Source organism: Streptomyces murinus (assembly GCF_002154555.1).
GTDB lineage: Bacteria > Actinomycetota > Actinomycetes > Streptomycetales > Streptomycetaceae > Streptomyces > Streptomyces murinus.
In genome coordinates, this window is sequence record NZ_MUNF01000037.1 from 1 (window position 1) to 26,045 (window position 26,045).

23 protein-coding genes are annotated in these 26,045 nt (G+C 69.0%); 13 read left to right on the plus strand and 10 right to left on the minus strand.

The window, feature by feature from the left end; translation table 11 throughout:
- Positions 1-108: 108 nt before the first annotated feature.
- From CCN72_RS02995 to CCN72_RS03005, 3 genes are all read right to left on the minus strand, one after another.
- On the minus strand, positions 109-351 hold the full coding sequence (locus CCN72_RS02995; RefSeq protein ID WP_086806202.1) for a DUF397 domain-containing protein: 243 nt from the start codon (positions 349-351) through the stop codon (positions 109-111).
- Positions 352-420: 69 nt separating this feature from the next.
- The gene (locus CCN72_RS03000; protein WP_086806203.1) at positions 421-666 is read right to left on the minus strand and encodes a DUF397 domain-containing protein; all 246 of its coding nucleotides are present in this window, start codon (positions 664-666) and stop codon (positions 421-423) included.
- Complete coding sequence (locus tag CCN72_RS03005) at positions 663-1,448, minus strand: helix-turn-helix domain-containing protein (protein ID WP_086806204.1); 786 nt, start codon at positions 1,446-1,448, stop codon at positions 663-665. Before CCN72_RS03005 ends, CCN72_RS03000 begins: the two co-directional genes overlap by 4 nt.
- 145 nt (positions 1,449-1,593) lie before the next feature.
- On the opposite strand from CCN72_RS03005, the gene CCN72_RS03010 reads away from it, so the two are divergent.
- Positions 1,594-1,998, plus strand: a complete 405-nt coding sequence (locus tag CCN72_RS03010; RefSeq protein ID WP_244174113.1) for an ATP-binding protein — start codon at positions 1,594-1,596, stop codon at positions 1,996-1,998.
- A gap of 7 nt (positions 1,999-2,005) precedes the next feature.
- Here CCN72_RS03010 and CCN72_RS03015 read toward each other — a convergent pair whose 3' ends face one another.
- Positions 2,006-2,335, minus strand: coding sequence for a hypothetical protein (locus tag CCN72_RS03015; protein ID WP_086806205.1), 330 nt, complete (start codon positions 2,333-2,335; stop codon positions 2,006-2,008).
- A gap of 171 nt (positions 2,336-2,506) precedes the next feature.
- Positions 2,507-6,307 (minus strand): GH92 family glycosyl hydrolase, encoded by a 3,801-nt coding sequence (locus CCN72_RS03020; RefSeq protein WP_208637901.1) that lies wholly within the window; start codon positions 6,305-6,307, stop codon positions 2,507-2,509.
- Between the two features lie 381 nt (positions 6,308-6,688).
- On the opposite strand from CCN72_RS03020, the gene ngcE reads away from it, so the two are divergent.
- The 9 genes from ngcE (at position 6,689) to CCN72_RS03065 (ending at position 18,683) form a co-directional block, all read left to right on the plus strand.
- On the plus strand, positions 6,689-8,134 hold the full coding sequence (ngcE, locus tag CCN72_RS03025; RefSeq protein WP_086806206.1) for an N-acetylglucosamine/diacetylchitobiose ABC transporter substrate-binding protein: 1,446 nt from the start codon (positions 6,689-6,691) through the stop codon (positions 8,132-8,134).
- A 29-nt stretch (positions 8,135-8,163) separates the two neighbouring features.
- Complete coding sequence (locus tag CCN72_RS03030; protein ID WP_037655369.1) at positions 8,164-9,090, plus strand: carbohydrate ABC transporter permease; 927 nt, start codon at positions 8,164-8,166, stop codon at positions 9,088-9,090.
- 4 nt (positions 9,091-9,094) lie between these two features.
- The gene (locus CCN72_RS03035; RefSeq protein WP_085567069.1) at positions 9,095-10,018 is read left to right on the plus strand and encodes a carbohydrate ABC transporter permease; all 924 of its coding nucleotides are present in this window, start codon (positions 9,095-9,097) and stop codon (positions 10,016-10,018) included.
- 203 nt (positions 10,019-10,221) lie between these two features.
- Complete coding sequence (locus CCN72_RS03040; protein ID WP_086806207.1) at positions 10,222-11,433, plus strand: ROK family transcriptional regulator; 1,212 nt, start codon at positions 10,222-10,224, stop codon at positions 11,431-11,433.
- A gap of 133 nt (positions 11,434-11,566) precedes the next feature.
- The gene (locus CCN72_RS03045) at positions 11,567-12,664 is read left to right on the plus strand and encodes a substrate-binding domain-containing protein (protein ID WP_086806208.1); all 1,098 of its coding nucleotides are present in this window, start codon (positions 11,567-11,569) and stop codon (positions 12,662-12,664) included.
- Between the two features lie 198 nt (positions 12,665-12,862).
- Positions 12,863-13,654, plus strand: a complete 792-nt coding sequence (locus CCN72_RS03050; RefSeq protein WP_037655376.1) for an ATP-binding cassette domain-containing protein — start codon at positions 12,863-12,865, stop codon at positions 13,652-13,654.
- Complete coding sequence (locus CCN72_RS03055) at positions 13,651-14,958, plus strand: sugar ABC transporter permease (protein WP_086806210.1); 1,308 nt, start codon at positions 13,651-13,653, stop codon at positions 14,956-14,958. Before CCN72_RS03050 ends, CCN72_RS03055 begins: the two co-directional genes overlap by 4 nt.
- A 133-nt stretch (positions 14,959-15,091) precedes the next feature.
- Positions 15,092-17,020 carry a 1-deoxy-D-xylulose-5-phosphate synthase gene (gene dxs / locus CCN72_RS03060; protein WP_085567075.1) on the plus strand — a complete coding sequence of 643 codons (1,929 nt, stop codon included), beginning with the start codon at positions 15,092-15,094 and terminating at the stop codon, positions 17,018-17,020.
- Positions 17,021-17,171: 151 nt separating this feature from the next.
- Complete coding sequence (locus CCN72_RS03065; protein WP_086806226.1) at positions 17,172-18,683, plus strand: amino acid permease; 1,512 nt, start codon at positions 17,172-17,174, stop codon at positions 18,681-18,683.
- Positions 18,684-18,720: 37 nt separating this feature from the next.
- Here CCN72_RS03065 and CCN72_RS03070 read toward each other — a convergent pair whose 3' ends face one another.
- Complete coding sequence (locus CCN72_RS03070) at positions 18,721-19,098, minus strand: PIN domain-containing protein (protein ID WP_208637902.1); 378 nt, start codon at positions 19,096-19,098, stop codon at positions 18,721-18,723.
- A gap of 55 nt (positions 19,099-19,153) precedes the next feature.
- On the opposite strand from CCN72_RS03070, the gene CCN72_RS03075 reads away from it, so the two are divergent.
- The 3 genes from CCN72_RS03075 (at position 19,154) to CCN72_RS03085 (ending at position 22,189) form a co-directional block, all read left to right on the plus strand.
- Positions 19,154-20,170 (plus strand): DUF8189 domain-containing protein, encoded by a 1,017-nt coding sequence (locus CCN72_RS03075; protein WP_086806212.1) that lies wholly within the window; start codon positions 19,154-19,156, stop codon positions 20,168-20,170.
- A gap of 127 nt (positions 20,171-20,297) precedes the next feature.
- Positions 20,298-20,837, plus strand: coding sequence for a hypothetical protein (locus CCN72_RS03080; protein ID WP_086806213.1), 540 nt, complete (start codon positions 20,298-20,300; stop codon positions 20,835-20,837).
- Positions 20,838-20,920: 83 nt separating this feature from the next.
- Entirely contained in the window at positions 20,921-22,189 is a 1,269-nt protein-coding gene (locus tag CCN72_RS03085) for an IS30 family transposase (protein WP_086806214.1), read from the plus strand.
- 61 nt (positions 22,190-22,250) lie between these two features.
- On the opposite strand, the gene fabF is transcribed toward CCN72_RS03085, so the two are convergent.
- From fabF to CCN72_RS03105, 4 genes are all read right to left on the minus strand, one after another.
- The gene (gene fabF, locus CCN72_RS03090) at positions 22,251-23,537 is read right to left on the minus strand and encodes a beta-ketoacyl-ACP synthase II (RefSeq protein WP_086806215.1); all 1,287 of its coding nucleotides are present in this window, start codon (positions 23,535-23,537) and stop codon (positions 22,251-22,253) included.
- 114 nt (positions 23,538-23,651) lie between these two features.
- Entirely contained in the window at positions 23,652-23,900 is a 249-nt protein-coding gene (locus CCN72_RS03095; RefSeq protein ID WP_037661514.1) for an acyl carrier protein, read from the minus strand.
- Positions 23,901-23,981: 81 nt separating this feature from the next.
- Positions 23,982-25,013, minus strand: coding sequence for a ketoacyl-ACP synthase III (locus tag CCN72_RS03100; RefSeq protein ID WP_037661516.1), 1,032 nt, complete (start codon positions 25,011-25,013; stop codon positions 23,982-23,984).
- Positions 25,014-25,047: 34 nt separating this feature from the next.
- Positions 25,048-25,974 (minus strand): ACP S-malonyltransferase, encoded by a 927-nt coding sequence (locus CCN72_RS03105; RefSeq protein WP_086806216.1) that lies wholly within the window; start codon positions 25,972-25,974, stop codon positions 25,048-25,050.
- Positions 25,975-26,045: the final 71 nt, after the last annotated feature.

The window sequence follows — 26,045 nt, forward strand, 5'->3', positions numbered from 1 at the left end:
CCGCCGCGGCCGCGGCGGGCGTGGCACCGGTACCGCGCACGACGGCGTCGACCGTGGGCAGCCCGGCGGCGAGCGCGGCGACGGAGGCGAGGACGGCGCGTCTGCTGTTCACCGGACCGAGGAGGTGAAGGCGGCCCAGGTGAGGGGGCTGACGTGGAGGGTGGGGGCGTGGGAGGGGTCCTGCTTGGAGTCCCGGACGAGGATGGAATGGGCGCAGGAGGCGACTTCGACGCACTGACCGCCCTCGTCACTGCTGTAGCTCGACTTGCGCCAGGCGACGGCGACTTCGAGGCAGGCCCCGCCTTCATCACTGCTGTACGTCGACTTGAACCACTGAAGTGCGGCGCTCATTGCTCTCCTAGTAGACGATCAAGCAGTTCTCTTGAGACCTCGACGGCGAGGACGGCGCGCGTCCGCTGTTCACCGGACCGAGGAGGTGAAGGCGGCCCAGGTGAGGGGGCTGACCCGGAGGGTGGGAGCCCCGGAGGGGTCCTGCTTCGAGTCACGCACGAGGATGGAGTGAGCGCAGGAGGCGACTTCGACGCACTGGCCGCCTTCGCTGCCGCTGTAGCTCGACTTGCGCCAGGAGACGGCCACTTCGAGGCAGGCGCCGCCTTCGCTCCCACTGTAGGTCGACTTGAACCACTGAAGTGCTTCCGCGCTCATTGCTCTCCTAGCAGGCGGTCGATCAGGCCCTTGGAGTACTGGATGTTCAGGGCCTGTGTCCGCAGCATCGCATATTTGCGTGCCAGGCGAGACACCTCTTCGGGGTCGGAGACCAACTGGCTGCCGCGTTGCGATTCCGTGTAGGCGAGGTGCTGGTGGTCCGGGGTTTCGAGGAGCGTGAAAGGCCCGTCGAGCCCCGCGTGGAGGTTGCTGTCCAGCGGCAGCACTTGGAGTGAGACGCACGGCAGTTCGGCCACCTCGCGCAAATACTGCATCTGCTCCCTGCGGACCCCCTCGCTGCCGATCCTCAGACGCAGCGTGGGCTCCCACACGACGAAGCTCAGCGTCGGCGGACACTTGCGCTTGAGGATCTCCTGGCGATCGAGTCGCAGCCGTAGCGTCGTCTCCAGGCTCTCCTCGTCGTACGCCGGGATGCGATTCTGTAGAACCGTGCGGGCGTACGCCTCGGTCTGCAACAGACCGGGGATGACCGCGTTGTCGTACCAGGACAACGCGACGGCCACCTTCTCCTGATCCATGTACTCCTCAACCCAGAGCGGGAACTGGTCGATCTCCGGCAGGTTCGTCACCCCCACCGCCAACGTCCCCTTGGTGCCCAGAAGCTCGTCACACTTCTCGGCGATGTCCAACTTCAGGGGACGTCGGCCCTGTTCGATCGACGCGATCGTCTCGTCATTGACATTCAGCGCCGCGGCCAGTGCGGGTTGGCTCATACCCGCCGCCCGCCGTGCCGCACCCAGTTGACGGCCGAGCATCTTCATGGCCGACTGGTTCTTCCTCCGTGTAGGCGTCATGCCTGTTGAACTCCCCGTGCCACCCGTACGCCACCCCGCACAATCCCGTACAAACAATCTGTACGGGATCGCTTACTGCCGCAGACTAGTCACGCTGCGCGACATTCGCCCCGTGAACGAGCAGATTGAACTCCTGCGTCAGCGCGACCAGTTCTACGCGCGGGCCCGCCGCTCCGTCCCCGCTGCCAGACGGTTCGCGGAGTGGTCGTTGTCGTACTGGGGGCTGACCGATTGGGAGCGGAGCGCGGACGTCTTGCTCTGTGTGAGCGAGTTGGCGACGAACGCGGTCGTGCACGGGGTCCCACCGGGCCGGGGCTTCCTGCTGCGGCTGTGCCATGAGGACGCCCTCGTCCGGATCGAGGTCCACGACAGCGGAACGGGCGTCCCGGCCGTCGCGCACCCCACCCTGGACGAGGGCGGCCGCGGCCTGCTGCTGGTGTCGGCCCTGTCCGACAAGTGGGGCGTCGGGGAGCGGAACCCGGGCAAGATCGTGTGGTGCGAGCTCGCCCTGATGTGAGGGATCATCACATGAAGGGCAGCGGAGTGGCGAGCAGCCAGTTGGCCGAGGCCGCTCCGCTGCCGCAGGCCGTCGCCCAGCCCGCCCACTCCTTCCCGGCGAGGACCCGCGCCGACCGCGCGGCCTCGGAGCCGAGAACCACTCCGGTGATCAGCGCCAGGGACACCTCGCCCCATACGGGCTCGGGCCGGCCGACGACCAGCCACCCGAGCACGCCCGCGCCCAGCGCCGCGGCCATGTGGGACCAGGGCGTGGCCGCGGGGCCGCCGGACGGTGCGCGCCGGCGCTGTACGAGGATCAGCGCGATCTCCGCGAGTGCTGCTGCTATGGCGATCAAGGGGAGCTTCCTGCGGGGGAGGTGGGAACGAAGTCGGCAAACGGAATCATAAAGGACGCACTTTGCCAACTCTTGGGGTACCGCCCGGACGGCCCGGATCGCCAGGTCGCCCGGACAGCGCGGAGCCCCGGGTGCCGCACTCGCACCCGGGGCCCCGCGCTGCCGCTCACCTCACCCCAGCAGCTCCACCTCCGCCAGCGTCGCCGAACCACCCAGCACCAACCGGTACTTGGCGTACGACCCCGGCGCCGCGATCGTGAACGCCCGGGTCTGGCGGTCCCACGGGAAGGTCTCGCCGGAGCGGTGGTCCAGCGTCCGCCAGGTCGTGCCGTCGGCCGAGCCCTGGAGGGTCCAGCCGGTCGGCGCGGTGGTGTGGTCCGCCGACGTCAGCGTGTACTGCATCGGCTTCCCGGACCCGCTCACCGGCAGATCGACGGAGGTGAACGTCTCGTCCGTCGCCGACGTGTTGTCGAACAGGGCGCCCTCCCCGCGCAGCAGGTCCGTCCGGGGCGTAGGCACCTTGTCGTCCTGGGTGATCGATACCGGCCCGGCGTTCTTCCCCGAGCCCCACGCCGAGGGCCGCGGCCCCATCGTGAACGTCAGCTCCCCGCCCTTGGCGAGCAGCGACTGCGGCAGTGAAGTCGACGTCCAGGGGCGGCCGTTGAAGGTCACGCTCTGCACATACACGTTCTTCGCGCTGTTGCCCGGCGCCTTGACCACCAGATCACGGCCGTTCTCCAGATGCACGGTGACCTTCTTGAACAGCGGGGAGCCGATGGAGTAGTCGCCGCTGCCCATGACCAGGGGGTAGAAGCCGAGCGCGGAGAAGAGGAACCACCCCGACTGCTCGCCGTTGTCCTCGTCACCGTGATACCCCTGACCGATCTCGCTGCCGAGGTAGAGCCGGGACAGGATCTGCCGCACCGCCGCCTGCGTCTTCCAGGGCTGCCCCGCCGCGTCGTACATGTACGACACGTGGTGCGCGACCTGGTTGGACTGCCCGAGCATGCCCATCCGCACGTCCCGCGCCTCGGTCATCTCATGGATGACCCCGCCGTAGGAGCCGACGAACTCGGGGGACGCGGTCTCCGGGGTGGCGAAGAACTGGTCCAGCTTGTCGGCGAGTTGAGTCCGCCCGCCGTAAAGGTCGGCCAGGCCCCTGGTGTCCTGCGGTACGGAGAAGGCGTAGCCCCACCCGTTGGTCTCCGTGTAGTCGAAACCCCACACCCGTGGGTCGTAACTCCCCGAATCCACCCGCCAGTTGCCCTTGGCGTCCTTGCCCTGGAAGAAACCGGCCTTCGGGTCGAAGAGATTGACGTAGTCGCGGGCGCGGTTGAGGAAGTAGTCCGACTCCTCCTTGTAGTGCTTCTCGCCCGTCTTCTTGTACAGCGCCGCGCCCATCTTCGCGATGCCGTAGTCGTTGACGTACCCCTCCATCGCCCAGGACAGCCCCTCGGCGGTGTCGGTGCCGGTGTAGCCGAGGAAGGGGGACGTGCTCATGCCCTTGCGGCCCACGCCCGAACTCGGCGGTACGACGGTCGCGTTCTTCAGCGCCGCTTCGTACGCCGCCTTCGCGTCGAACTTCACGCCCTTGACATAGGCGTCGGCGAACGCCACGTCCGAGGAGGTGCCGGTCATCAGGTCCGCGTAGCCGGGGGAGGACCAGCGCGAGGTCCAGCCGCCGTCCTTGTACTGCTGCACGAACCCGTCGACCATCGCGCCCGCCTGAGAGGGCGTCAGGAACGAGTACGCCGGCCAGGTCGTCCGATAGGTGTCCCAGAAGCCGTTGTTGACGTACACCGTGCCGTCCACGATCTTCGCGCCGGTGTGCGTCGGGGTGTCCTGGCTCTGCATCGGCGAGAACGGCGACGCGTACCGGTCCTTCCCGCCCACCTTCTCGTAGCCCGAGTTGGGGTACAGGTACAGCCGGTACATGCTGGAGTACAGCGTGGTCAGCTGGTCCGGTGTCGCGCCCTGCACCTCGACCTTGCCGAGCAGCTTGTCCCAGGTGCGCTGCGCCCGCGCCTTGACGGTGTCGAAGGAGGTGCCGCCGGGGATCTCCTGGCGCAGATTGTCCTTCGCCTGGTCGACGCTGATCAGCGAGGTCGCGAGCCGCAGCGTGACCCGGTGGTCGGCGCCGGCCGCGAAGCGCAGATAGCCCTTCACCCCGCTCGCCGTCCCGTCCGTGACCGGCTTGTCGAACACGCCGTACACGAACAGCCGGGTCGCGCCCGTCGACAGGCCTGACTTGACGTCCGAGTACCCGGTGACGGTCCCGTGCTCCTTGTCCAGCGTCAGCCCCGCCTGCTCGGTGACATTGTCGAAGAGCACACTCGCGTCGGAGCCCGGGTAGGTGAAGCGCATCACCGCCGCGTGATCGGTCGGCGCCATCTCCGCCTTGAGCCCGTTCTCGAACCGTACGCCGTAGTAGTACGGCCGCGCCGTCTCGTTCTCGTGCCGGAACGCCAGCGCCCGCGCCTCCCGCCCGGTGTCCGGGGTGCCCGCCGCGGCCGACGGCATCAGCTGGAAGGTCTGCCGGTCACCCATCCACGGGCTCGGCTCATGGCTCGCGCTGAACGCCTGGATCGTCGGCAGATTGGCGTCGTTGTTCGCATGTGCGTACTCGTAGAGCCAGCTCAGCGACGACGCGTTGGTCACTGGCGTCCAGAAGTTGAAACCGTGCGGCAGCGCGGTCGCCGGGAAGTTGTTGCCGCGCGAGAAACTGCCGCTGGAGTTCGTGCCGCGCGTGGTCAGCGCGTAGTCGGACAGATGCGCCTTCGGCTTCTCGGGTGCGACCGGCTTCAGCGACACGTCGTCGATCCAGCCGCGGAACTTCGCCGGTCCGGTGGGGGAGTCGTACCCGACGAGAATCCGGTCGACCGTCTTGCCGGCCGCGACCGAGCCGATCCGCGCGACCACGTCGTTCCACTGGTTGACGTACAGCGACTTCGCTTCGCCCTGCCCGCGCGGCGACAGGAGGAACCCGTGCTGGTCCAGCGCGCCGAGGTCACTGAGGTAGGTGCCGTCGGTGAAGGCGAGGTCCAGGGAGACGTTCGTCGCGTCGTAGTCCCGGTCGCCGTCGGCCATCGACGGGAAGATCCGGTACGACAACTGTGTGTCGCCGCCGACCTTCACGTTGACGTCGAACACCTTGTTGTACGAGTACGCGCGCCCGCTCGCCGTGTGGCGCCCCGCGTACCGCAGCGCCCGGGTGCCGGTGAACCCGACCCGCGCCTTGGCCGTCGGCGAGGCGGTCGGGCCCTTGTCCACCAGGGTCAGCATGTCCTGCGGCACCGGGCCGCCGCTGCCGCCCGTGGAGAACTGCACATCGGCGAGCTGGAGGATGTCCGGCGCCCCGTTGTTCTTCGTCACCTCAAGCCGGAAGTGCTGGTACTCCGCCGCCTGCTGAAGGTCGTACGACTTGGTCTGGAACCGCTCCGAGAAGGTCTCGCCCGCCCGCGTGTCGAGGGTCTTCCAGTCCTTGCCGTCGGCGGAGCCGAGCAGCTTCCAGTCCCGCGGATCGCGTTCGGCCGCGTCGTTCGCCGAGGTCAGCGCGTACGTCCGCACCTCGACCGGCTTGTCCAGGTCGAACTCCGCCCAGCCCGTGGGCTGGAAGGTCAGCCACTTGGTGCCGGACTCGCCGTCGGCCAGGTTCTCCTTCACCTCGCCCGCGCCGGCGTTCTCGCCGCTCGCCCGGACCTCGGTGACATGGTCGTTCACATTGCCCGGTATGCCGGTGCTGTAGCCGCCGTCCACGCCCGAGGCACGCGGGGTGCCGTCCGCGCCGGTGTCGACCGTGTTCAGCCAGTCCGGGGCGGGATCACCCGCCTCGAACGAGGATGCGAACTCCCGGTCGCCCACCGGGGCCTTGGCGGGCAGCGCGACCGCGGCGCCCTGCGCGCCCACGGCCATCACGAAGGCGGCCGTGAGCACGGCCGCCGGGCCCCATCTGTGCCGAGTTCTCCGCTGCATGGACGGATTTCCTCCCCGCGCCGTTGCCGACAACGTTGTCATAGGCGGTACACAGGAACCAAGTAGGTGGTCAAGTGATGGGTGATGTCAAGGGTGTTGGGCGTGTCATTCAGGGGTTGATGTCGCGCTGATTTCCCCGGGGCCGTACACAGCCCGCTCCCATGTCGGCGAGGTCTCAACTCGGAAAAGACCCACGGCCAACCCTGCATTCGATCTTGCTCCGCTGGCGGGAAGTGGACTATACCTGTCGGCGCCCGGTACAAGAGCAATCCCGGCAGTTCATGCACGTAGCACTTCCTGCACCACCCAGCTTGACCCGACCGCGGTGCCGGGCAGGATCCGGTTCACCGCCTGAGTCCTGGAGAAGGCGAGGACTTGAGCATGGGATCCACTGCGCATCACGATCGTGAGGGTGTCGGCCGCCGAGAACTGATCAGGCGGTCCGCCGCACTCGGCCTGGTCGCCGTTCCGGGGATGAGCCTGCTGTCCGCCTGCGCGAGCAGCGGCGGCGACGGACAGAGCAAGGCGAAGGCCGGAAAGAAGACCGCCAAGAACCCGCTCGGCGTGAACGACACCGCCAAGATGGAGTTCGTCCTCTTCGACGGCGGTTTCGGCAAGGAGTACGCGCAGGACGCGGTCAAGATCTACCAGAAGGACTTCCCCAAGGCCCAGGTGAAGTTCTCCGCCACCCAGAAGATCCAGTCCACGCTCCAGCCCCGCTTCAACGAGGGCAACCCGCCGGACCTCATCGACAACTCCGGCGCCGAGCAGATGGACATGGGCGTCCTGGTCGGCAAGAACCAGCTGTCCGACCTCACCCCGCTGCTCGACGCGCCGTCGTACGACGACCCGAGCAAGAAGGTCCGCGACACGCTGCGCCCCGGCATCGTGGAGATGGGCCAGTTCGACGGCAACCCGGTGTGGATCATGTACTACGCGTACACGGTCTACGGCGTCTGGTACTCGCAGAAGGCGCTCGACTCGCTGGACGCCGAGTACCCGAAGACCTGGGACGAGATGCTCCAGGTCTGCGCGAAGGCCAAGAAGAAGGGCATGGCGGGCTGGACGTACGCGGGCAAGTACCCGTACTACATCCCCTTCTCGCTCTACCCGATGATCGGCAAGGTCGGCGGCGTCGACGTCCTCAACGCCATCGACAACCTGGAGCCGAACGCCTGGAAGCACCCGGCCGTCAAGGCGTGTTTCGAGGCGTACTACGAGCTGTTCAAGAAGGGCTACATCCTCAAGGGCACCCCGGGTCTGGACCACATCCAGTCGCAGACGGCGTGGGCCAAGGGCGAGGCCCTGTTCATCCCGAACGGCTCCTGGGTGGAGAACGAGTCGGCGAACGTCATCCCCGCCGACTTCAACCTCGCGGTCTCGGCGCCCTCCGGCATCGACAGCGGCGACAAGATGCCCTTCGGCACCATCTGGGCGTCCGGCGGCGAGCCGTTCATCGTGCCCTCCAAGGCGGCCAACCCCGAGGGCGGCATGGAGCAGCTGCGCATCATGCTCTCCGAGGCGTCCTCGAAGAACTTCACCTCCAAGGTGAAGTCGCTCTCCGCCTACAACGGCGGCACCGACGGCATCGAGCTGACCCCGGGCCTGAAGTCCGGCGTGGCGGCGCTGAAGCTGGCCGGCACCAATGTGGTGAACCCGCGCCTGCAGGACTGGTACGTCCAGTTGCAGAAGGAGAAGATCGGCGTGGGCGCCCTCGGCGAGATGATGGCGGGCCGGCTCACCCCGGCGGAGGCCATAAAGAAGATCCAGGGCTTCGCCGACGAGGCGGCCAAGGACACCACCATCAAGCACTACAAGCACCAGTAACCAGCACCCCCGAGCGCACCGGAGTAACGATGCAGCACGGCAAGTACCGGTTCATCGTGGGGTTCCTGGTCGTACCCCTGGGACTGTACGCGCTGTTCGTGGTGTGGCCCTTCATCCAGTCCATCTATTACTCGTTCACGGACTGGACAGGGCTGAGCCCCGAATTCAAGATGGTCGGCCTCGACAATTACAAGAGGATGCTGCACGACGACGTCTTCTGGAAGTCGTTGCAGCACAGCCTGCTCTTCGCTCTGGTGCTGCCGATCGTGACGATCAGTCTGGCGCTTTTCTTCGCCTTCATGATCAATGTGGGCGGACGACGCAGAAGGGGCGGCCCCGCGATCACAGGTGTGCGGGGCTCCTCCTTCTACAAGATCGTTTATTTCTTTCCGCAGGTCTTGTCCATCGCGATCGTCGCGCTCCTCTTCCAGTTCGCCTACAACCCGGACAGCGGAGCGATCAATTCGCTCCTGCGCGGGATCGGACTCGATCATGTGCAGCCGTTGTGGCTGGGTGATCCGAGCCTCGCCCTGTGGTGTGTGATGGCGGTGCTCGTCTGGTCCACCACCGGCTTCTTCGTGGTCCTCTTCTCCGCGGGCATGGCCTCGATCCCGGCCGAGCTGTACGAGGCCGCGCTGATCGACGGCGCGGGCCGCGCCACCACCTTCTTCCGCATCACCCTGCCCCTGCTGTGGGACACCGTGCAGTCCGGCTGGGTCTACATGGGCATCCTCGCGCTCGGCGCCGAGTCGTTCGCGGTCGTACAGATCATGACGACCGGTCCGGGCGGGCCCGACTACTCGACCACCGTGCTGGTCCTGTACGTGTACCAGAAGGCGTTCCGGGACGGTCAGGCCGCCTACGCCACCACCATCGGCGTCGCCCTGCTGGTCGTCACGCTCGCCTTCGCGGCGATCGTGATGCGGCTGGGCCGTCGCGAGCGGCTGGAGTTCTGAAGCGATGAAGACGACCGAGACCCCCGCCCCGCCGCCGGCCGAGCCCGGTGCGAGCGTCTCCAAGGTGGACGCGCCGGTTTCGAAGCCGGGCCGCCGCAAAAGGGAGGGCACCGTCCTCAACGTCTTCTCCCACGGCGTGCTGGTCATCTGGGCGATCATGGTGGTCACGCCGCTGCTGTGGGCGGTGATGACGTCCTTCAAGGACGACGGCTCCATCTTCGGCTCGCCCTGGGCGCTGCCGGACCGGCTGCACTTCGGGAACTGGGCCCGGGCCTGGACCGAGGCCAACATGAGCGGCTACTTCCTCAACACCGTCCTGGTGGTGGGCGGTTCACTCATCGGCACCCTGGTGCTCGGCTCGATGGCCGCCTATGTGCTCGCCCGGTTCGACTTCCCGGGCAACCGCTTCATCTACTACCTGTTCATCGGCGGCATGAGCTTCCCGATCATGCTGGCGCTGGTCCCGCTGTTCTACGTCGTGAACAACATGGGCCTGCTGAACACCATCCACGGGCTGATCCTGGTCTACATCGCGTACTCGCTGCCCTTCACCGTCTTCTTCCTCACGGCGTTCTTCCGCACCCTGCCGACCTCGGTGGCGGAAGCGGCGTTCGTGGACGGGGCTTCGCACACGCGTACGTTCTTCCAGATCATGCTGCCCATGGCCAAGCCCGGTCTGATCAGCGTGGGCATCTTCAACTTCCTGGGCCAGTGGAACCAGTACATGCTGCCCACGGTCCTCAACACCGACCCCGACAAGAAGGTGCTCACCCAGGGCCTGGTCCAGCTCGCGGTCAGCCAGGGCTACAAGGGCGACTGGTCGGGCCTGTTCGCGGGCCTGGTGATGGCCATGCTGCCGGTGCTCGGGGCGTACATCATCTTCCAGCGGCAGGTGGTGCAGGGGCTCACCGCGGGGGCACTGAAGTAGGCCGTCCCCTCATCCCGGGGTGACACCCCGTAGTCGTACCGGCGCACGCCGTACCGGATCTCCGGGCGGCGTGCGCCGCTGTGGTGTACCCCGGATCTGGCTCAACCTCTTGACGTGAGTCACCCCGAACGGCTCAGCTTAGAGTTCACTAGTTGGACATACACGGGGCCTCGCCGAAGCGGCCCCGCGCTCAGGAGGTCGTCGTGGAGACTCCAGGGTCGCAGTCGTCACTGCACCGAGCCAACCTGGAGCGGGTGGTACGGGCCGTCCGGCTTGCCGGTTCGCTCACGCAGGCGGAGATCGCGCGGACGACCGGCCTGTCCGCCGCCACGGTCTCCAACATCGTGCGGGAGCTGAAGGACGGCGGGACGGTCGAGGTCACGCCCACCTCGGCGGGCGGGCGCCGGGCCCGCAGCGTCAGCCTCAGCGGGGACGCGGGCATTGTGATCGGCGTCGACTTCGGGCACCAGCATCTGCGGGTCGCGGTCGGCAACCTCGCCCACCAGGTGCTGGCCGAGGAGGCCGAGCCACTGGACGTGGACGCCTCCGCCGCCCAGGGCTTCGACCGGGCCGAGGAACTGGTCAGCAGGCTGATCGTGGCCACCGGCGTGGACCGCTCCAAGGTCGCGGGCGTGGGCCTCGGCGTGCCGGGCCCCATCGACCTGGAGTCCGGCACCCTCGGACACAGCGCCATCCTGCCCGGCTGGGGCGGCACCAAGCCCGCTGAGGAGCTGGAACAACGCCTCGGCGTGCCCGTCCACGTGGACAACGACGCGAACCTCGGCGCCCTCGGCGAGCTGGTGTGGGGCAGCGGCAAGGGCGTGCGCGACCTCGCCTACATCAAGGTCGCCAGCGGCGTCGGCGCGGGCCTGGTCATCGAGGGCAAGATCTACCGCGGGCCGGGCGGCACCGCGGGCGAGATCGGTCACATCACCCTGGACGAGTCCGGCCCGGTCTGCCGCTGCGGCAACCGCGGCTGCCTGGAGACCTTCGCGGCGGCCCGCTACGTCCTCCCGCTGCTCCAGCCCAGCCACGGCTCCGATCTGACCATGGAGGGCGTCGTACGGCTCGCCAGGGAGGGTGACCCGGGCTGCCGCCGGGTGGTCGCCGACGTCGGCCGCCACATCGGCAGCGGCGTGGCCAACCTCTGCAATCTTCTCAACCCCAGCCGGGTGGTCCTCGGCGGCGATCTCGCGGAGGCCGGCGAGCTGGTCCTCGGGCCCATCCGGGAGTCCGTCAGCCGCTACGCGATCCCCAGCGCCGCCCGCCAACTCACCGTGCTTCCCGGGGCACTTGGGGGCCGCGCCGAGGTGCTGGGCGCGCTCGCCCTCGCCCTGAGCGAGATGGGCGATTCGGCCCTTCTGGACGGATCCGCCACCGGTGCTCCGGCCGTGTCCGCGCCTGCCTTCACTTAGAGAAGGAATGGCACCGTTGCCATCTCGTTAAGGATTTACTTCTTGACGTCGCACGTGTGGCCGAGTTGACTTCCAGCCACCTCGGCCGCAACGACGCGGCCTCGTCAGGGAGGTTTGAGAAGTGAACACGCGTATGCGTCGTGCGGCCTTCGCCGTTGCCGCTGGTGCCATGGCCGTCTCGCTCGCCGCCTGTGGCAGTGCCAAGGAGTCCGGCAGCGGAAGCAAGTCCTCCGGCAGCGCCAAGAAGGGCGATGCCATCAAGGTCGGTCTGCTCCTTCCGGAGAACCAGACGGCCCGTTACGAGAAGTTCGACCGCCCCTTGATCGAGAAGAAGGTCAAGGAGCTGACGAACGGCAAGGGCCAGATCGTCTACGCCAACGCCAAGCAGGACGCCAGCACGCAGAACCAGCAGGTCGACACGATGATCACCAACAAGGTGAACGTCCTCATCGTGGACGCCGTGGACACGGCGGCGATCAAGAGCTCGGTGCAGAAGGCCAAGGACGCGGGCATCCCGGTCGTCGCCTACGACCGGCTGGCCGAGGGCCCGATCAGCGCCTACACCTCGTTCGACAACGAGACCGTCGGCAAGACCCAGGGCGAGGCCCTGCTGAAGGCCCTGGGCTCCAAGGCCAAGTCCGGCAAGATCGTGATGATGAACGGCTCCATCACGGACCCGAACGCCGCGCAGTTCAAGAAGGGCGCCCACGAGGTGCTCGACGGCAAGGTGAACATCGGCAAGCAGTACGACACCAAGGACTGGAAGCCGGAGAACGCCAACTCCAACATGGACGCCGCGATCTCCGCGCTCGGCAAGAAGAACATCGTCGGCGTCTACTCCGCCAACGACGGCATGGCCGGCGGTATCATCACCGCCCTCAAGGCGGCCGGCATCTCCGTCCCGGTCACCGGCCAGGACGCCGAGCTCGCGGGTGTGCAGCGCATCGTCGCCGGCGAGCAGTACATGAGCGTCTACAAGCCGTACGCCCCGGAGGCCGACGCGGCCGCCGAGATGGCCGTGGCGCTCGCCCAGGGCAAGTCGCTCGACTCCATCGCCAAGGACAAGGTCGACAGCCCGACCACCAAGCAGGTGCCCACCGTCATCCTGCCGGTCACCGCGCTGACCAAGGACAACATCAAGGACACCGTCATCAAGGACGGCGTCTACACGGCCGCCGACATCTGCACCTCGCAGTACAAGGCCGCCTGCGACAAGCTCGGCCTGGAGTAAGCCGCCGCAACGCGCCTCCCTCCTCGGGGAGTTCACCCCCGTAACCCCCCGAGGAGCCCCTTTCGTGAGGGGCGAAGGCGTCCCACTGTCCTCCGGCGCTCCGCGACACATACAGCCCCGCAAGCTCGGCGCGGGGCGCCGGACGGAACCCCCCCAAACTTTCTGCACAACCTCCCGCCGGGTCAGGCGGCGAAGGAGATGGTTCACGTGTCCGCTACGCCCGTGCTGGCGTTGCGCGGGGTCTCCAAGCGGTTCGGTGCCGTCCAGGCGCTCACCGACGTAGAGCTTGAGGTCCACGCCGGTGAGGTGGTCGCCCTGGTGGGCGACAACGGCGCCGGAAAGTCCACGCTGGTCAAGACGATCGCCGGCGTGCATCCCATCGACGAGGGCGTCATCGAATGGGAAGGCCGGGCCGTCCAGGTCAACCGGCCCAACGACGCCCAGGGTCTGGGCATCGCGACGGTCTACCAGGACCTCGCGCTGTGCGACAACATCGACGTGGTCGGCAACCTCTACCTGGGCCGGGAGCTGCGCAAGCGCGGCGTCCTGGACGAGGTGGAGATGGAGCGCCGCTCCCGCGATCTGCTCGACCAGCTGTCGATCCGCATCCCCAGCGTGCGCATCCCGATCGCCTCCCTCTCCGGCGGTCAGCGCCAGGTGGTGGCCATCGCCCGCTCCATGCTCGGCGAGCCCAAGCTGGTGATCCTGGACGAGCCCACCGCGGCCCTCGGCGTCGAGCAGACCGCTCAGGTGCTCGACCTGGTGGAGCGGCTGCGCGAGCGCGGCCACGCCGTCATCCTCATCAGCCACAACATGGCCGACGTCAAGGCCGTCGCCGACAAGGTGGCGGTGCTGCGGCTCGGCCGCAACAACGGCGTGTTCGACGTCGCCTCGACCTCTCAGGAAGAGATCATCTCCGCCATCACCGGCGCCACCGACAACGCCGTCACCCGGCGTGCGGCGCGTAGCACCAAGGAGGTCCAGAAGTGAGCCTGGACAAGACCTCCACGCCTCCCGAGGACCACACTCCCCAGGACGCCGTCGTGGAGAACCCCGAGGCGGCGGCCGGCACCGTCACCGCCGTAGACCCCCGGCTGCTCGTGCGCGAGCAGGGCTTCGCGGGCTACCTCACCGAGTTCAAGCGGAAGATGAAGGCCGGTGACCTCGGCTCGGTTCCGGTCATCATCGGCCTCGCGGTCATCTGGATCATCTTCCAGAGCCTGAACTCGAACTTCCTCACCGCGGGCAACCTCTCCGACATCTCCGTCGCCATGGTCGGCACGGGCATGATCGCCGTCGGCATCGTCTTCGTGCTGCTGCTCGGCGAGATCGACCTCTCGGTCGGCTCGGTCTCCGGTGTCGCGGGCGCCTCCTACGCGGTGCTGACCGTCACCCACGGCATGTCCGCCTGGCTCGCCCTGGTGCTGTCCATCCTGGTGGGTACCGTCGCGGGTGCGCTGCACGGCTTCTTCTTCGCGAAGATCGGTGTCCCGGCGTTCGCCGTCACCCTGGCCGGTCTGCTCTTCTGGAACGGCTTCATGCTCCAGATCCTGGGCGACAGCGGCACCATCAACCTGGACAGCGAGGGCCTGGTCGCCAAGCTGACCAGCTACTACTTCTCCGACGTCGCCGCCGCCTACGGTCTCGCGCTCGTCGCCACCGTGCTGTTCTTCCTCTCGTCCTACTTCGGCAACCGGCGCCGCGAGGCCGCCGGCGTCCCGTCGCGGCCGCTGAGCGAAACCATTCTCCGTACGGTGCTGCTCGCGATCGTCTCCTTCGCCGCCGCGGCCGTGTACAACCAGTACAAGGGCCTGCCGCTGGCCGTCGTGATCTTCCTCGCCATGCTGGTGATCACGGACTTCGCGCTGCGCCGCACGGCCTACGGCCGCAAGGTGTTCGCGCTCGGCGGCAGCGTCGAGGCGTCCCGCCGCGCCGGTATCAACATCAACATGGTCCGCATCTCGGTCTTCGCGATCTCCGGCACCTTCGCCGCGATCGGCGGTCTGATGATGGCCTCCAAGATCGCCGCGGCCAACCAGGGCGCGGGCAGCGGTGACCTGCTGATGAACGCGATCGCCGCGGCGGTCATCGGCGGCACCTCGCTCTTCGGCGGCCGCGGCCGCACCTGGAACGCGCTGCTCGGTGTGCTGGTGATCGTCTCGATCCAGTACGGCCTCGCGCTCGAAGGCATCGCGTCGCCCGTGCAGTACATGATCACCGGTGGTGTGCTGCTCGCGACCGTGGTGATCGACGCGATCACCCGTAAGACGCAGAAGACGGCCGGACGGGCCTGACGCACCCCGATTCGGCGAACTCCACGTGCCCGGCACCCCCAAGGTGCCGGGCACGTTCATGCCGGGCGCCGCCGGAAAGTTAGACTCTGGCGAGCCCGGCAAGCTCGATCAGCTCTATTGCAAGGAGGCACGGGTGCCGCTGCTGACCCGCATCACGGGACCGCGCGATCTGGACCGGCTCAGCCTGGAGGAGCTGGACCAGCTGGCAGGGGAGATCAGGACCTTCCTCGTGGAGGAGGTCTCCAAGACCGGCGGACACCTCGGCCCGAACCTCGGCGTGGTCGAGCTCACCATCGCCCTGCACCGGGTGTTCGAGTCCCCCAAGGACAAGGTGCTCTTCGACACCGGCCACCAGTCCTATGTGCACAAGCTCCTCACCGGCCGGCAGGACTTCTCCCGGCTGAAGATGAAGGGCGGCCTCTCCGGCTACCCCGCACAGGCCGAGTCCGCGCACGACGTCATCGAGAACAGCCACGCCTCCACGGTGCTCGGCTGGGCCGACGGCATCGCCAAGGCCAACCAGCTCATGAAGCGCGACAGCCATGTCGCCGCCGTCATCGGTGACGGCGCGCTGACCGGCGGCATGGCCTGGGAGGCGCTCAACAACATCGCCGCCGCCAAGGACCGCCCCCTCGTCATCGTCGTCAACGACAACGAGCGGTCGTACGCCCCCACCATCGGCGGCCTCGCCAACCACCTGGCCACGCTGCGCACCACCGACGGCTACGAGCGCTTCCTCGCCCGCACCCGCGAGGTGCTGGAGAAGACCCCCGTCGTCGGCCGCCAGCTGTACGAGACCCTGCACGGCGCCAAGAAGGGCCTGAAGGACTTCATCGCCCCGCAGGGCATGTTCGAGGACCTGGGCCTGAAGTACGTCGGCCCGATCGACGGCCATGACATCGAGGCGCTGGAGTCCGCGCTGGCCCGCGCCAAGCGGTTCGGCGGCCCGGTCATCGTGCACTGCCTCACCGAGAAGGGCCGCGGCTACCAGCCCGCGCTCCAGGACGAGGCCGACCGCTTCCACGCCGTCGGCAAGATCCACCCGGACACCGGCCTGCCGATCGCCGCGTCCGGCGCCGACTGGACCTCCGTGTTCGGCGAGGAGATGGTCAAGCTCGGCGAGGAGCGCGAGGACCTCGTCGCCATCACCGCGGCCATGCTCCAGCCGGTGGGCCTGGACAAGTTCGCCAAACGCTTCCCCGAACGGGTGTACGACGTCGGGATCGCGGAGCAGCACGGCGCCGTCTCCGCCGCGGGCCTCGCCCACGCCGGCGTCCACCCCGTCTTCGCCGTCTACGCCACCTTCCTCAACCGCGCCTTCGACCAGGTCCTGATGGACGTGGCGCTGCACAAGTGCGGCGTCACCTTCGTGCTCGACCGGGCCGGCGTCACCGGCACCGACGGCGCCTCCCACAACGGCATGTGGGACATGTCGATCCTCCAGGTCGTCCCGGGCCTCAGGATGGCCGCGCCGCGCGACGCCGACCAGGTGCGCGCCCAGCTGCGCGAGGCCGTCGCCGTCGAGGACGCGCCGACCGTGGTGCGCTTCTCCAAGGGCGCGGTCGGCCCCGCCGTCCCCGCCGTCGGCCGGGTCGGCGGCATGGACGTGCTGCGCGAGGCGGGCACCGAACGGCCCGACGTCCTCCTGGTCTCCGTCGGCGCCCTCGCCCCGATGTGCCTGGAGATCGCCGGCCTGCTCGACAAGCAGGGCATCTCCACCACCGTGGTCGACCCGCGCTGGGTCAAGCCCGTGGACGAGGCGATGGCCCCGCTGGCCGAGCGGCACCGGGTCGTCGTCACCGTCGAGGACAACAGCCGGGTCGGCGGCGTCGGCTCCACCATCGCGCAGGCGCTGCGCGACGCGGGTGTCGACGTACCGCTGCGCGACTTCGGCATCCCGCCGCGCTTCCTCGACCACGCCTCGCGCGCCGAGGTGCTCACCGAGATCGGGCTCACCGCGCCCGACATCGCCCGCCAGGTGACCGGTCTGGTCGCCAGGCTGGACGGCCGGTTCGACCGTACGGCGGACCCGGTGGACTCCGTGGAAACCGCGCGCGACTAGGACCGGCGCTCCCAACCGGGCCGGTTCCGCCCCTCCTTGCGGTGGCGGAACCGGCCCGCGTGCGTAAGCCTGCCTGTCACGGGGCACTCGCGTCCCGGTCCTCTCGATCAAGTCGACCAGGTCGAGGACGACAAGCGTGGGAGGCAGCAACGTGGGCAGCTCGCTCTTCCGGACGAAGAACGTCGAGCAATCGATCCGGGACACCGAGGAACCGGAGCATGCGCTCAAGAAGTCGCTCTCCGCGCTCGATCTGACCGTTTTCGGCGTCGGCGTGATCATTGGTACCGGTATCTTCGTTCTGACCGGACAGGTCGCGAAGAACAACGCCGGACCCGCGGTCGCCCTGGCCTTCGTCGCCGCCGGCGTGGTCTGCGCCCTCGCCGCCCTGTGCTACGCCGAATTCGCGTCCACGGTCCCGGTGGCGGGCTCGGCGTACACCTTCAGCTACGCCTCCCTGGGCGAGCTGCCCGCCTGGATCATCGGCTGGGACCTGGTCCTGGAGTTCGCGCTCGGCACCGCGGTGGTCGCGGTCGGCTGGTCCGGCTACATCCGCTCACTGCTGGACAACGCGGGCTGGCACCTGCCGGAGTACCTCTCCGGACGCGACGGCGCCCACGGCTTCGGCTTCGACATCCTCGCCGCGCTCCTGGTGCTCGTCCTGACCGCGATCCTCGTCCTCGGCATGAAGCTCTCGGCCCGGATCACCTCGCTGGTCGTCGCGATCAAAGTGGCCGTCGTGCTCATTGTGATCATCGCGGGCGCGTTCTTCGTGCAGTCCCGCAACTACCACCCCTTCATCCCGCCGGCCCAGCCGGTGCCGGCCGGTGCCAGCCTCAAGGCGCCGCTGGTGCAGCTGATGTTCGGCTGGGCGCCCGCCAACTTCGGCGTGATGGGCATCTTCACCGCCGCCTCGGTGGTGTTCTTCGCCTTCATCGGCTTCGACATCGTGGCCACCGCGGCCGAGGAGACCCGCAACCCGCAACGGGACGTGCCACGCGGCATCCTCGGCTCGCTGATCATCTGCACCGTGCTCTACGTGGCCGTCTCCGTCGTCGTCACCGGCATGCAGAACTACACCCAGCTGTCCGTGGACGCCCCGCTCGCCGACGCCTTCAAATCCATCGGGCACCCCTGGTACGCGGGCGTGATCAGCTTCGGCGCCGCCATCGGACTGACCACCGTGTGCCTGATCCTGCTGCTCGGCCAGACCCGGGTGTTCTTCGCGATGAGCCGCGACGGGCTGCTGCCGCGCTTCTTCTCCCGGGTGCACCCCCGGTTCCGGACCCCGCACCGGCCGACCATCCTGCTCGGTGTGATCATCGCGATCGTCGCCGGTTTCACCAGCCTCAGCGAGCTTGCTGAACTGGTCAATATCGGCACATTGTTCGCGTTCGTGGTCGTAGCGATCAGCGTGATCATTCTGCGCAAGACGCGCCCCGACCTGCCCCGCGCCTTCCGCACCCCCTGGGTTCCGGTCGTTCCGATCGTCTCCGTGTGCGCCACGCTCTGGCTGATGCTCAATCTGCCCGCCGAGACCTGGCTGCGGTTCGCCATCTGGATGGTGATCGGCTTCGCCGTCTACTTCCTCTACGGCCGCTCGCACAGCCGGCTCGCCCACCCCGAGCAGCCGTCGGAGCCGGAGCCCGCGCCGCCGATCTCGTGACCGCCCCGGTGACGCGGGGCGCCGCGGCGGCCCCGGCTCAGCCGAGCACCGCGCGCGGCCCGGTCACCCCCGCCCCCAGCGCCGTCACCCGGCGCCGCAGCTCACGGTCCGCGGTGACGACCAGACAGGTACGGCCCGCCGCCTCCCCGGCCAGCTCCACGATCCGGTCGTCCCCGCTGCCGGGCGCCTCCGCCACCCGCACCCCCGGCACCGACGCCACCCCGCGCGCGGCGCCCTCGACCACCAGCACCAGTTCGAGCGGCCCGGGCAGCTCCGCCGTACCGGAGTCGGCGTACGCCACCAGGCGGTCGCGCAGCCGTTCGGCGGCTCCGCGCCGGTCGCGCCACCAGCCGTCGGGCACCGAGCCGACCACATTGGCGCCGTCGACGATGAGCAGAGGCAGGTCGTTCGTCATGCCTGCCATGGTGCCCGCTCGCCGGGCGCACAGGGTCCCGGCTTAAAGTGACCGGGTGAACGGAGACTGGCTCCTGCGCGGCCGCGACGGCCGGCTCAGCGTCTACCAGTCGTCGGGCGACGCCGTCCTGTGCCGGGCGGAGAGCACCCCCGGCGGCCCCTGGACCGGTCCGCGCAAGGTAGGCGGCGAACAGAGACTGCACCCCGTCCCGGCCCTCGGCCAGGGCGCGGACGGCTACACCCACCTGGTGTCCTGGCGGCCCACCGGCAAGGGCGAGTCGGGCCTCGTGCACTCCACCCACTACCGCGCCCACCTCGCCGCCCTGGACTGGAGCCCGGTCGGCCACCCCGACAAGAAGGGCGACCGCACCGGACAGCCCGCCGTCGCCGTGGACGCGCAGGGCCGCGCCCACGTCTTCGTGCGCAACAAGGGCGGCGGCGTCAGCATGCTCGCGCAGAAGGAGAAGGGCGGCTGGGAGCCCTGGCGGGACCTCGGCGGCAAGGGCGTCCAGGACGGACTCGCCGCGGTGACGGGGGAGTCCGGCAGGGTCGAGCTGTACGCGGCGGGCCCCGAGGGCGTCCTGTACTGGCGTCAGGAGGCCCCCGGCGCCCAGCCGGTACTCCAGGAGCCCCTGAAGGCCCCGGTCCGCCCAGGGACCCTGTACGCCCTCGCCACGTCCGCCGCGAGCACGACGCTCTACTACACCGGCACCGACGGCGAACTGTGCGCCTGGCGGCCCGGCGGCGAACCGGTCACCCTGCTGACGGCCGCGGGCCACGGCCCGGTCAGCGCCGTCCGCTGCGACCTCGAGGGCCACGACTGCACCCTGCTGGCCCAGCGCTCCGCCACCGGCCGCGTCGCCTTCGCCGCCTACCCGACCGAACTGGAGTCCGCGGGCGCCTGGTGGACCGAGTCGGGCCCCCGGCTGACGGTGGACGCCCGGGTGTCCCTCGCGACCGACGAGGACGGCCGGGTGGTCGCGGCGACCCTCTCCCCGTCGATCGGCCAACTCCTCCTGACCCGCCGCAAAGCCGAACCGGGCCTCGCGCTGGAGGCGTGGCGGACCGTCTGAACCCGCGACCGGCGCGAGCCCGCCGCCGAAGGAACCGCCCGCCGGACCGTTCCCCGACCGGGCCCCGCCTCGTTCCCCATCCGGCCGCCGCGTGCGCCACGCGGCACCGGACGACGAAGGAACGACCATGAAGCTCAGGCACCTTGCCCGCGCCACCGCCGCGGCCGCCGCCCTGGCGGTGTCCGTACTCGCGGCCCCCGCGACCGCGTCCGCCGACGACGGCCCGCACCCCGAGGTCGGGACCCACTGCACCGGCTGGGAGGAGGTCTACGGCCGCGACGGCTACACCTTCACCGCGTTCCGGACCTGCGTCCAGGTCGGCGACCGCGAAGGGCGGTCCGCCATGTACATCGAGACCGACAAGAACACCTACTGGTGGGGCGGTGCCTGGTACAACACCACCCCCGGCTACGACGCCCGGGTGTCGGCCACCGTCACCATGGACGCCAACCCGGTCCAGGGCGGTCCGTCCGTCAGCCGGCGGGGCTCCTGGACCCAGACGTCCCGCGGCGAGGAACTGGTCTTCGGCCCCATCGGGATCATCAGGTGCGGCGTCCGCCACCTCGACATGTCCTACTACCAGGTCGGCGGCTACTACGACGCGGACCGCGCGATCGATGTGAAGCGGTCCTACGACGACTTCGTCATCCCCTGCTCCTTCGACTGAGCCACGCCGGGCGGACGTACGGAAGGGCCCCCGCCGAGCTTTAGTTCTAGTGGTCGTTGCAACACCCCAGCTCAAGGGGTGCGATGGACTTCGAGGTCCGCAAGAGCAGGAAGCCGCAGGGGCCCCGGAAGTTGGTCCGTGAGCGGGCCGCATACTTCCGGCTCATGGAGCAGGGTTACAGCACCCGGGAGGCGGCCCGGATCGTCGGTATAGACCGGCGCACGGGCATGAAGTGGCGTAACGGTCACCATGCGCCCGGGAACCTTCGCAAGGCGGTTCCTCCGATCTACCAGGAGCAGGGGCAGAGCCCCGACAACCTGCACGGTCCGGAGGAACCGCCCGCCCGCTCGTCGCGGTATCTCCAGGAGCACGACCGCATCCACATCGCCGACCGGCTGCGCGAGAAGGCATCGGTCCGGCAGATCGCCGCCGAGCTGGGCCGCAGCCCTTCGACGATCAGCCGCGAGATACGCCGCAACCGTCGCCCGATGCCCAGGGGCGGTTTCGTCTACCGCCCGTTCGAGGCGGACCGCAGGGCCACACGACGCCGTGCACGGCCGAAGACCGGCAAGATCGGCCAGAACCCCGAGCTGCGGGACTTCATCCAGCAGCACCTCGCGATGCGGTGGAGCCCCGAGCAGATCTGCCAGGCTCTGCGGGCACGCTTCCCCGACCGGCCGGAGATGCACGTGACCCACGAGACGATCCACCAGGCCCTCTACGTCCAGGGCCGCGGTGAACTCCGCCGGGAACTGACCCGTGCTCTTCGCACCGGCCGGGCCCGCCGGCGCCCGCACCGCCAGGCCCACAAGCGCGCCTCCCGCGCCATCAAGGACATGGTCCTGATCAGCGAACGGCCCGCCGAAGCCGCCGACCGGGCCGTCCCCGGCCACTGGGAAGGCGACCTCATCATCGGCAAGGACGGCCGCTCAGCCATCGGCACCCTGGTCGAGCGGGCCACCCGCTACGTGATGCTCGTGCACCTGCCAATCGGTCACAGCGCGATGGCGACCCGCAACGCGCTCACCGCCACCGTCCAGACCCTTCCGCCACATCTGTGGCGGTCTCTGACCTGGGACCAGGGCTCGGAGATGGCCGCCCATCGCAGCTTCACCGTCGCCACGGACATCCCGGTCTACTTCTGTGACCCGGCCAGCCCCTGGCAGCGCGGCTCGAACGAGAACACCAACGGCCTGCTGCGACAGTACTTCCCCAAGGGAACCGACCTCAGCGGCCACACCATCGAGCACCTTCAGGCCGTGGCCGCCGAACTCAACAGCCGCCCACGCAAAACGCTCGGCTGGGAAACCCCAGCCGAGCGCCTCGCTAAACTCCTGGCGACAGCCAGTTGATCACTGTGTTGCTACGACCCCTGGAATTCGCCAGCAGGTGGGGGCCCTTCTCGCTGCGTACTCAGATCGTGCGGAACGCCAGCACCACGTTGTGGCCGCCGAACCCGAACGAGTCGTTCAGCGCGGCGATCCGGCCCTCCGGCAGCTGCCGGGCCTCGCCGACCACGACATCCGCGTTGACCTCGGGGTCGAGGTCCTTCACGTTGATCGTCGGGGGCGCCGTACGGTTCACCAGCGCCAGGATCGACGCCACCGTCTCGATGCCGCCGGCGCCACCGAGCAGATGACCGGTCATCGACTTGGTGCCGGAGATCGCCATGTGCTCGACATCGTCGCCGAACACCTTCCACAGCGCCTTGATCTCGGCGACATCACCCTGCGGGGTGGACGTGGCGTGCGCGTTGACGTGTACGACCTCGGCCGGCTTCAGATCCGTGCTGTCCAGCAGGTTCTGGAGCGCGTGCGCGATGCCGTTGCCCGAGGGCTCCGGCTGCGTGATGTGATGGCTGTCGGCGGAGATGCCCTGGCCGACCGCCTCCACGTAGATCCGGGCGCCGCGCGCCTTCGCGTGCTCCTCGGACTCCAGGATGACCACACCGGCGCCCTCGCCGAGCACGAAGCCGTCGCGGCCCGTGTCGAAGGGCCGGGACGCGCCCGAGGGGTCGTCGTTGTTCTTGGACATCGCCATCATGTTGCCGAAAGCGGCGATGGGCAGCGGGTGGATCGCGGCCTCGGTGCCACCGGCGATGACCACGTCCGCACGCCCGGTGCGGATCATCTCGATCGCGTACCCGATGGCCTCGGCGCCGGAGGCGCAGGCCGACACGGGGGTGTGCACGCCGGCGCGGGCGCCCAGGTCGATACCGACGTTGGCCGCCGGGGAGTTGGGCATGAGCATCGGCACGGTGTGCGGGGAGACGCGGCGTACGCCCTTCTCCTTCAGCACGTCGTACTGGTCCAGAAGCGTCGTCACACCGCCGATGCCAGAGGCGATCACCGTGCCGAGACGGTCCGGGTTGACGGACGTGCCCGACGCGTCAGCGTCTGATGTCACAGCGCCGGCACGAGCGGTGAAGCCGGCGTCCTGCCAGGCCTCACGCGCGGCGATCAGCGCGAACTGCGCCGAGCGGTCGAGCTTGCGGGCCTGCGGCCGGGGGATGATCTCACCCGGCTCGACGGCGATACGAGCGGCGATGCGGACCGGCAGGTCCGCCGCCCACTCCTCTTCCAGAAGACGGACACCGGACTTGCCGGCGACCAGGGCCTCCCAGAACGAAGCTACGTCGCCACCCAGCGGTGTGGTTGCGCCGATACCGGTGACGACCACGGTGCGATTGGTCGGGCTCACGGGAATTCTTTCTCCAACGGATGCGGGAATCTACGGCGCCACCGCCGGGTGGCGGGGCCTTGCCGGCCCGACGGCCTCGCGGCCTGACGGGCCGTAAGGGCCTCAGCGAGTGGCTCAGGCCTGGTGCTTGAGGATGTAGTCGGTCGCGTCGCCGACGGTCTTGAGGTTCTTGACGTCCTCGTCCGGGATCTTCACGTCGAAGCGCTCCTCGGCGGCGACGACGACCTCGACCATGGACAGCGAGTCGACGTCCAGGTCGTCGGTGAAGGACTTGTCCACCTGGACGTCCTCAACCGGGATGCCGGCGATCTCGTTGACGATTTCGGCGAGACCTTCGACGATCTCTTCCTGGGTGGCGGCCATGTCAGGCGCTCCTTCTTCGATATTCCAGACGGTTTGTGGCATTTTTCCCCCCACCGGATCGCATGATCCGGCACGGAGTGCCTAGGGGAGGGTAACGACCGTGGCGGCGTAGACGAGACCCGCCCCGAATCCGATGACGAGCGCGGTGTCACCGCTCTTCGCCTCCCCGGTCGCCAGGAGCCGCTCCATGGCGAGCGGGATCGAGGCGGCCGAGGTGTTGCCGGTGGTGCGGATGTCACGGGCGACCGTGACATGCTCCGGCAGCTTGAGAGTCTTCACCATCGAGTCGATGATCCGCACATTGGCCTGGTGCGGGATGAAGACGTCCAGGTCCTCCGAGGTGATCCCGGCCGCGTCCAGCGCCTGCTGGGCGACCTTCGCCATCTCGAACACGGCCCAGCGGAACACCGCCTGGCCCTCCTGCGTGATCGCGGGGAACTTGATGTTTCCCTCGCGGTCCAGCGGAAGCTCGTTGACATCGCCCACGTGGAAACGGTCCCACGAGACGGTCTGCTTGATGATCGTGGACTTGTCGCCCTCGGAGCCCCACACGGTCGGGCCGATGGCCGGCTCCTTGGAGGGGCCGACGACGACCGCGCCCGCGCCGTCACCGAACAGGAAGGCCGTGGCCCGGTCCTCCAGGTCGGTCAGGTCGCTGAGCCGCTCCACGCCGATCACCACGACGTACTCGGCGGAGCCCTCCACGACCATGCCCTTGGCCAGGGTGAGGCCGTAGCCGAAGCCCGCGCAGCCGGCCGAGATGTCGAAGGCGGCCGCCTTCTCGGTGCCGAGCTGGTCGGCGATCGAGGTGGCGATGGCCGGGGTCTGGGCGAAGTGCGACACCGTCGACACGACGACCGCGCCGACCTGCGAGGCATCGATACCGGCGTCGGCGATCGCCTTGCCGGCCGCCTCGACCGACATCGCGGCCACCGTCTCCTCGGGGCCCGCCCAGTGCCGGGTCTCGATGCCGGAGCGCGAGCGGATCCACTCGTCGGACGAGTCGATCTTCTCCAGGATCACCTCGTTGGGCACCACACGGGTCGGACGGTAGCCGCCGACACCGAGGATGCGCGCGTACGGTGCGCCCTTGCTGGGCTTGATCTTCGCCATCTACGGCTCCTTATGCGTCAGGCGTCGGCATGCGTCAGGCTTCGGCGTGCTCGGCGATGAGCGCACGGGCGGCGTCGAGGTCGTCGGGGGTCTTCAGGGCCAGCGTCTTGACGCCGGGCAGCGCACGCTTGGCCAGTCCGGTGAGCGTGCCGCCGGGGCACACCTCGATGAGCGCGGTGACGCCCAACTCCTTGAACGTCTCCATGCACAGGTCCCAGCGCACCGGGTTGGCCACCTGGCCGACCAGGCGCTCCAGCACCTCGGTGCCGGACGTGACGGACCTGCCGTCCTTGTTGGACACGTAGGGGACCTCGGGGTCGGCGGGCGCGAGGCCGGCGGCGGCCTTGGCCAGCGTCTCGACCGCGGGGGCCATGTGCCGGGTGTGGAAGGCGCCGGCCACCTTCAGCGGGACGACCTTGCGCACGCCCTCGGGCTTGTCCTCGCTCAGCGCGGCCAGCTGCTCCAGCGTGCCCGCCGCGACGATCTGCCCCGCGCCGTTGATGTTCGCCGGCGTCAGGCCCAGCTTCTCCAGGTGCGCGAGGGAGGTCTCCGGGTCGCCGCCGAGCAGCGCCGACATACCGGTCTCGGTGATCGCGGCGGCGTCCGCCATGGCGAGGCCACGGGTGCGGACCAGCTGGAGGGCCGCGGCGTCCGACAGCACGCCCGCGAAGGCGGCCGCGGTGATCTCGCCGACGCTGTGCCCGGCCACCGCGCCCGGCGCGATCTCCGACATGGCACCGAGTGCCGCGGCGGACAGGATCCCGGCGGCGACCAGCAGCGGCTGGGCCACGGCGGTGTCACGGATCGCGTCGGCGTCGGCCTGGGTTCCGTAATGCACCAGATCGAGGCCGATGGCGTCCGACCACGCGGCGACACGGTCGGCGGCACCGGGGAGTTCGAGCCAGGGGGTCAGGAAGCCGGGCGTCTGGGCGCCCTGGCCGGGAGCGACGAGTACGAGCACTCTCACACTCTCTCTTGGGTACGGGCACGGCCGCCCGTGGGGACAGGGACGAAGAACACGAAGGGCTTTTG

Coding starts and splice junctions, on each gene's coding strand:
- CCN72_RS03100 (WP_037661516.1), bottom strand. CDS start 25,013: ATGGCGAAGATCAAGCCCAGCAAGGGCGCACCGTACGCGCGCATCCTC.
- CCN72_RS03020 (WP_208637901.1), bottom strand. CDS start 6,307: ATGCAGCGGAGAACTCGGCACAGATGGGGCCCGGCGGCCGTGCTCACG.
- CCN72_RS03080 (WP_086806213.1), top strand. CDS start 20,298: ATGAAGCTCAGGCACCTTGCCCGCGCCACCGCCGCGGCCGCCGCCCTG.
- CCN72_RS03085 (WP_086806214.1), top strand. CDS start 20,921: ATGGACTTCGAGGTCCGCAAGAGCAGGAAGCCGCAGGGGCCCCGGAAG.
- CCN72_RS03030 (WP_037655369.1), top strand. CDS start 8,164: ATGCAGCACGGCAAGTACCGGTTCATCGTGGGGTTCCTGGTCGTACCC.
- ngcE (WP_086806206.1), top strand. CDS start 6,689: ATGGGATCCACTGCGCATCACGATCGTGAGGGTGTCGGCCGCCGAGAA.
- CCN72_RS03005 (WP_086806204.1), bottom strand. CDS start 1,448: ATGAAGATGCTCGGCCGTCAACTGGGTGCGGCACGGCGGGCGGCGGGT.
- CCN72_RS03070 (WP_208637902.1), bottom strand. CDS start 19,098: ATGACGAACGACCTGCCTCTGCTCATCGTCGACGGCGCCAATGTGGTC.
- CCN72_RS02995 (WP_086806202.1), bottom strand. CDS start 351: ATGAGCGCCGCACTTCAGTGGTTCAAGTCGACGTACAGCAGTGATGAA.
- CCN72_RS03045 (WP_086806208.1), top strand. CDS start 11,567: ATGCGTCGTGCGGCCTTCGCCGTTGCCGCTGGTGCCATGGCCGTCTCG.
- CCN72_RS03035 (WP_085567069.1), top strand. CDS start 9,095: ATGAAGACGACCGAGACCCCCGCCCCGCCGCCGGCCGAGCCCGGTGCG.
- CCN72_RS03000 (WP_086806203.1), bottom strand. CDS start 666: ATGAGCGCGGAAGCACTTCAGTGGTTCAAGTCGACCTACAGTGGGAGC.
- CCN72_RS03050 (WP_037655376.1), top strand. CDS start 12,863: ATGGTTCACGTGTCCGCTACGCCCGTGCTGGCGTTGCGCGGGGTCTCC.
- CCN72_RS03095 (WP_037661514.1), bottom strand. CDS start 23,900: ATGGCCGCCACCCAGGAAGAGATCGTCGAAGGTCTCGCCGAAATCGTC.